The sequence below is a fragment of the uncultured Formosa sp. genome (assembly GCF_947500765.1).
Taxonomy (GTDB): Bacteria; Bacteroidota; Bacteroidia; order Flavobacteriales; family Flavobacteriaceae; genus Formosa.
On record NZ_CANMTH010000027.1, the window covers coordinates 1 to 4,076 of the forward strand.

8 protein-coding genes are annotated in these 4,076 nt (G+C 31.4%); all 8 read right to left on the reverse strand.

Going from position 1 to position 4,076, the window contains the following annotated elements:
• Window positions 1–237 precede the first annotated feature (237 nt).
• The 8 genes from Q1B05_RS18305 to Q1B05_RS18340 all read right to left on the reverse strand — a co-directional run bounded on the left by Q1B05_RS18305 (window position 238) and on the right by Q1B05_RS18340 (window position 3,944).
• On the reverse strand, window positions 238–594 hold the full coding sequence (locus Q1B05_RS18305) for a helix-turn-helix domain-containing protein (RefSeq protein ID WP_068449010.1): 357 nt from the start codon (window positions 592–594) through the stop codon (window positions 238–240).
• A gap of 2 nt (window positions 595–596) precedes the next feature.
• The gene (locus Q1B05_RS18310) at window positions 597–890 is read right to left on the reverse strand and encodes a type II toxin-antitoxin system HigB family toxin (RefSeq protein ID WP_054729199.1); all 294 of its coding nucleotides are present in this window, start codon (window positions 888–890) and stop codon (window positions 597–599) included.
• A gap of 215 nt (window positions 891–1,105) precedes the next feature.
• On the reverse strand, window positions 1,106–1,423 hold the full coding sequence (locus Q1B05_RS18315; RefSeq protein WP_299782862.1) for a type II toxin-antitoxin system RelE/ParE family toxin: 318 nt from the start codon (window positions 1,421–1,423) through the stop codon (window positions 1,106–1,108).
• On the reverse strand, window positions 1,423–1,656 hold the full coding sequence (locus Q1B05_RS18320) for a hypothetical protein (protein ID WP_114311042.1): 234 nt from the start codon (window positions 1,654–1,656) through the stop codon (window positions 1,423–1,425). The genes Q1B05_RS18315 and Q1B05_RS18320 overlap by 1 nt, the downstream gene beginning before the upstream one ends.
• A 223-nt stretch (window positions 1,657–1,879) precedes the next feature.
• Window positions 1,880–2,182 carry a type II toxin-antitoxin system RelE/ParE family toxin gene (locus Q1B05_RS18325; RefSeq protein ID WP_040282730.1) on the reverse strand — a complete coding sequence of 101 codons (303 nt, stop codon included), beginning with the start codon at window positions 2,180–2,182 and terminating at the stop codon, window positions 1,880–1,882.
• Complete coding sequence (locus Q1B05_RS18330) at window positions 2,179–2,421, reverse strand: type II toxin-antitoxin system ParD family antitoxin (RefSeq protein WP_073153620.1); 243 nt, start codon at window positions 2,419–2,421, stop codon at window positions 2,179–2,181. Before Q1B05_RS18330 ends, Q1B05_RS18325 begins: the two co-directional genes overlap by 4 nt.
• Before the next feature lie 193 nt (window positions 2,422–2,614).
• Complete coding sequence (locus Q1B05_RS18335; RefSeq protein ID WP_299782874.1) at window positions 2,615–3,220, reverse strand: DUF4145 domain-containing protein; 606 nt, start codon at window positions 3,218–3,220, stop codon at window positions 2,615–2,617.
• A 166-nt stretch (window positions 3,221–3,386) separates the two neighbouring features.
• Window positions 3,387–3,944, reverse strand: coding sequence for a hypothetical protein (locus Q1B05_RS18340; RefSeq protein ID WP_299782876.1), 558 nt, complete (start codon window positions 3,942–3,944; stop codon window positions 3,387–3,389).
• Window positions 3,945–4,076 lie beyond the last annotated feature (132 nt).

Consider the following 4,076-nt stretch of genomic DNA (forward strand, 5'->3'; position numbering starts at 1 on the left):
AAAGGTTCGCTGTAACGTCTAATTACTTTGTCATTTTTGTACATAATGTTTAAAATTATGTAGCCTTTATTCAGGACAACTCAGCATTACTTACAACGTTTATGTATAAGATTAGTGGCGTGTTTAAGCACCTAATTTAGCAAATAAAGACCAGATAGAAAATCTGCGAGGATTTTCGTAAGTAGGCGAGAAGCTAGCAATAAATTATATACGGTGTTGCCAACTGGCTTTTTTCAATTAATAATCTTGAATTAAAACTTCAGTAGGGATATGTAGAGTAGTGTTTAGTTTTCTAATCATATCTAGAGTCAGTTTTCTTTTTTTATTCAAAATTTCGCTAACTCTGCTTTTAAATCCAACAACTTCTGCTAAATCCTTTTGTTTCATTCCCATTTGTTCCATTCTGAATTTAATTGCTTCTATTGGGTCAGGCATTCCGATTGGGAATTGTTCATTTTCATATCTATCAATCAAAATTGACAGGATTTCCAATTCGTCTCCATCTTCCGTTCCTTTTTTTGCATCAAAAATTTCCTCAAGTCTATTGAGTGCGTTTTGATAGTCTTTTTCGTTTCTAATTGGTAATATTTTCATAATTAGATATTATTTGCGTCAATTTTATCATATTCAGCGTGAGTTCCGATAAACCTTATCCAACATATTCCGTATTCAAAATTAAATTTTACAATCAAACGATAATTATTACCTTTAATATTGTAAACAATTCGATTGTCTTTTAAAATACTAGCACTCGGATATTCACTTTTTAATTCGTTAATATTGTTCCATTCGGATTTTTCAGTTTCTCTATACCACGATTTTAATTGTTCTTCACAATCAGCGTGTTTTTCCCAAAAATCTCGTAAAGTTCGTTTTGCGATTACTCTCACATTATAATTGTTTGACGCAAAGATAATAAAAAAAAGTTACCAATTTGGTAATTAGTTCGGTTTTTTTAGCTTGTTGGCAACGTGTTTGTATATGGTTTGTTGCGTGGTTTAAACAACTAATTTAGTAAATAATTACTAACCAAGAAAGTCTGCGAGGACTTTCGTAAGTAGGCGAGAAGCTAGCAATAAATTATATACGGTGTTGGCAACTGGCTTTATTTTGTTCGTTTCATTTTCGGTGGATTTTGTCGAGTATCAAAAACATCAGCAATTTTTATAAATCCGTTTTGTTCATCAACCGAATATATCACTTTGTAGTTTTTGAAAACCAAATAACGATATTGAATTTCTCTATCTTTAAGTAATTCTTCTTCTTGTCCAATAAAGGACGCTTTGATTAATTTTTCCGATTCTTTAATTATTCCAGTTACAATTTTAGTAGCAACTTTTAAACTTGCTTTCTTTTCGTAATATTCATAAATTTCGTCAAGTTGAGTTTCCGAAAAGTTTGACCAAATAATTTTAAAATTCATTATTCGTATTTAGCTAAAAGTTCAGAACTTGTTTTAAATCGATTGTTTTTGAAATCCGACTCTGATTTGTCAATTCGTTTGTTTAACTCATCAATGGTCATAGGCTTAAAAAGTCTTTCGTCAGAAGTGTCTTTTTCCTTTTTCAACATTTTCTCAAGCTTGGAAATTGCTTCCTCGCTTTGAAGTTTTAGGAATTCTTGAATAAATTCTATTTTTCGAGCTTCTATATTCATTTCGAGTTTCTTTTTATCAAAGATACTAAATTATCAAATTCAATCAATATCTTTCTTGGTTTAACGATTTTTTTAGCTTGTTGCCAACGTTTATGTATAAGAATAGTTGCGGGTTTGTATGCGAGGATTTTCCGAAGGAAAATCAGACCTTACAAACACGCAACGACCTTTGATTAAGCACTAAACCGCAATTATTTTTATACGGTGTTGTGTGCAGTTTTTTTTATTTCAGTCGTTTTTTAATATCCATTCTCTGATGTAAAATTCTAACGATTTCTACAATTTCATTTTCAACTTTTCTGTAGAAAATCAGATGCGATTTAATTTTCGTTACGCGATAATTTTTTCGAGTTTGTTCAGCCGATTTTCCAATCAGATAGTTATCCGCAATAAAGTCAATTTCTGCCATTATTAAATCATAATATCTGTCTGCTTGTTCTTTAGACCATTTGTTAAGAGTATAAATCCAAATTTTATCTAAATCCTCAATCGCTTGTTGACTTATGCGATATTTGTTTTTACTCATAAGTGTTTACGATGTAATTCTTTCAAATGTTGTTTTGGGTCGAAATTTTCAACAAATCCGCTGTTTTCTCCAACTTCGAGAGCTTTAATAAGTTCTCTTTCTTTTTTTTCTTCACGTTCTAACAAACGTAATGCGGAACGAATTACTTCGCTAACCGAACCATATCTACCAGAACTTACTTCTTCTCTGATAAAATCCTCAAAATGATTTCCAAGTGATATTGATGTGTTTTTTCCCATTTTGGCTATATTTTACTCAAATATACCAAATCTTGGTAACGTAGCCAAATTGCACACAACGGTCTCGGCTATGAGTAGTTGCGTGGTTTAGCACTTAACTTTGCAAGTACGCACCGAACTGAAAATCCGCGAGGATTTTCAGAAGTAGGAGAGAACAAGCAATTATTTATAGCCATTGTTGTGTACTGGCTTTTTATTCATCTTTTTCAGTCGCATTTTTAATTCCTCTTTGAACTTTTGATGGTAATATGAAAAGAAATTCAGCCAATGCTAATGCAAAGTCGACTGTTTTTTTAGCAGCTTTTCCATCAGGTAATTCGGCATTTTCATCTGCGTGTCTTTCATCATTAGCATCAAGTCTAACTTCGTGAGCCCATTCAGCCATTCCTTTCGTAATTAAATGATTTTCTGCTGCTTTGTTTATTCTACCGTATAACTTTCCGTCTTTTAATCCTTTTTCTTTTAGCATTGAATCAATTGCACTTGCAGCTAACATAATTGCACCAGAAGGTGCGTGTAAGCTATCAACTGCTTGGGTCAAAAAGGCTTTTGCCTTTGTCGGAATATTGTCATCAATTGAAATTTCATTTGGATACATTTCGTTTATCCAACCATCTTTACTGTCAGAAGAAGCTGTTATCGCTCCACCACATCTGTTACATTTATATACACTCCAAAATCTCAAATTTGAACTATCAAAAGAATTAGTATTAAAATTACTTATTTTAGTAATATTCGGATTTGCTACTCTACAGTGAGGGCATCTTTCTAATATTAAATGACTTTCTAAATATGGCATAATTTTCTTTTTTCAGCTTGTACACAACGTTGTTGTGTTATGGAAAGTTGCGTTTAAAGTGAACGGCTATTTTCCGCAGGAAAATAGAAGTTTACAAAAATGCAACAAACTTTGGTTAAGCTAAAAATAAGCAATTTTTTATACACGGTGTTGTAAGCAGTTTTTTTTAGTTCGTATGTGTTTCAATATCTGCAATATAATTTAGTTCAGCCCAATCTACTATATTATAATTTACAAATTGGTTTCTCCATTCTATTTCTTGACCAACAGGAACAAAAAATCGAATAATTCCGCTATTCAATTCTGAATTGTGTTTTTCGTTCAATTCCAGTTCGTTCATTGAATTAAGCCAGTCATTTTGATAGTCAACATTTTCCATTCCAAAAAGTCGTGGGAAAATCGTTATTTCATTTGTTTGAGAATGCAAATATCCTGTTACAAACCAATTAATTCCGTCATTTGTATAAGTTTTGTTATTAAGAATATCTAAAACGTATTGTAAGTTGTGTGATTCCAAATTTGAAGTAAAGTTTAATGAGTTCACATTATCAACTTGATGGTCGAAAAGATTAATAAACTCAAACAAATCATTTATGTCAGTTCCGCTTTTAATTCCAACAGAAACTTCTCCAGCTACAAACTCTCGTGTGTCGGTTTCAGAATCATCATTTGAACACGATGATAAAATTCCTATAAATGATATTAGAAAAATAAATTTTTTCATAAGTATTGTTTTTTAATAGATGCTAAATTTCCGAAATGGTTGCGTCAAATGTCTAGTCCTGAAATATGGCTACAGTTTAAAATTGAATTAAGCTGATAATTTATATACCATATTCGGTGTTTTATAATCTAA

Coding starts and splice junctions, on each gene's coding strand:
- Q1B05_RS18305 (WP_068449010.1), bottom strand. CDS start 594: ATGAAAATATTACCAATTAGAAACGAAAAAGACTATCAAAACGCACTC.
- Q1B05_RS18315 (WP_299782862.1), bottom strand. CDS start 1,423: ATGAATTTTAAAATTATTTGGTCAAACTTTTCGGAAACTCAACTTGAC.
- Q1B05_RS18320 (WP_114311042.1), bottom strand. CDS start 1,656: ATGAATATAGAAGCTCGAAAAATAGAATTTATTCAAGAATTCCTAAAA.
- Q1B05_RS18325 (WP_040282730.1), bottom strand. CDS start 2,182: ATGAGTAAAAACAAATATCGCATAAGTCAACAAGCGATTGAGGATTTA.
- Q1B05_RS18330 (WP_073153620.1), bottom strand. CDS start 2,421: ATGGGAAAAAACACATCAATATCACTTGGAAATCATTTTGAGGATTTT.
- Q1B05_RS18335 (WP_299782874.1), bottom strand. CDS start 3,220: ATGCCATATTTAGAAAGTCATTTAATATTAGAAAGATGCCCTCACTGT.
- Q1B05_RS18340 (WP_299782876.1), bottom strand. CDS start 3,944: ATGAAAAAATTTATTTTTCTAATATCATTTATAGGAATTTTATCATCG.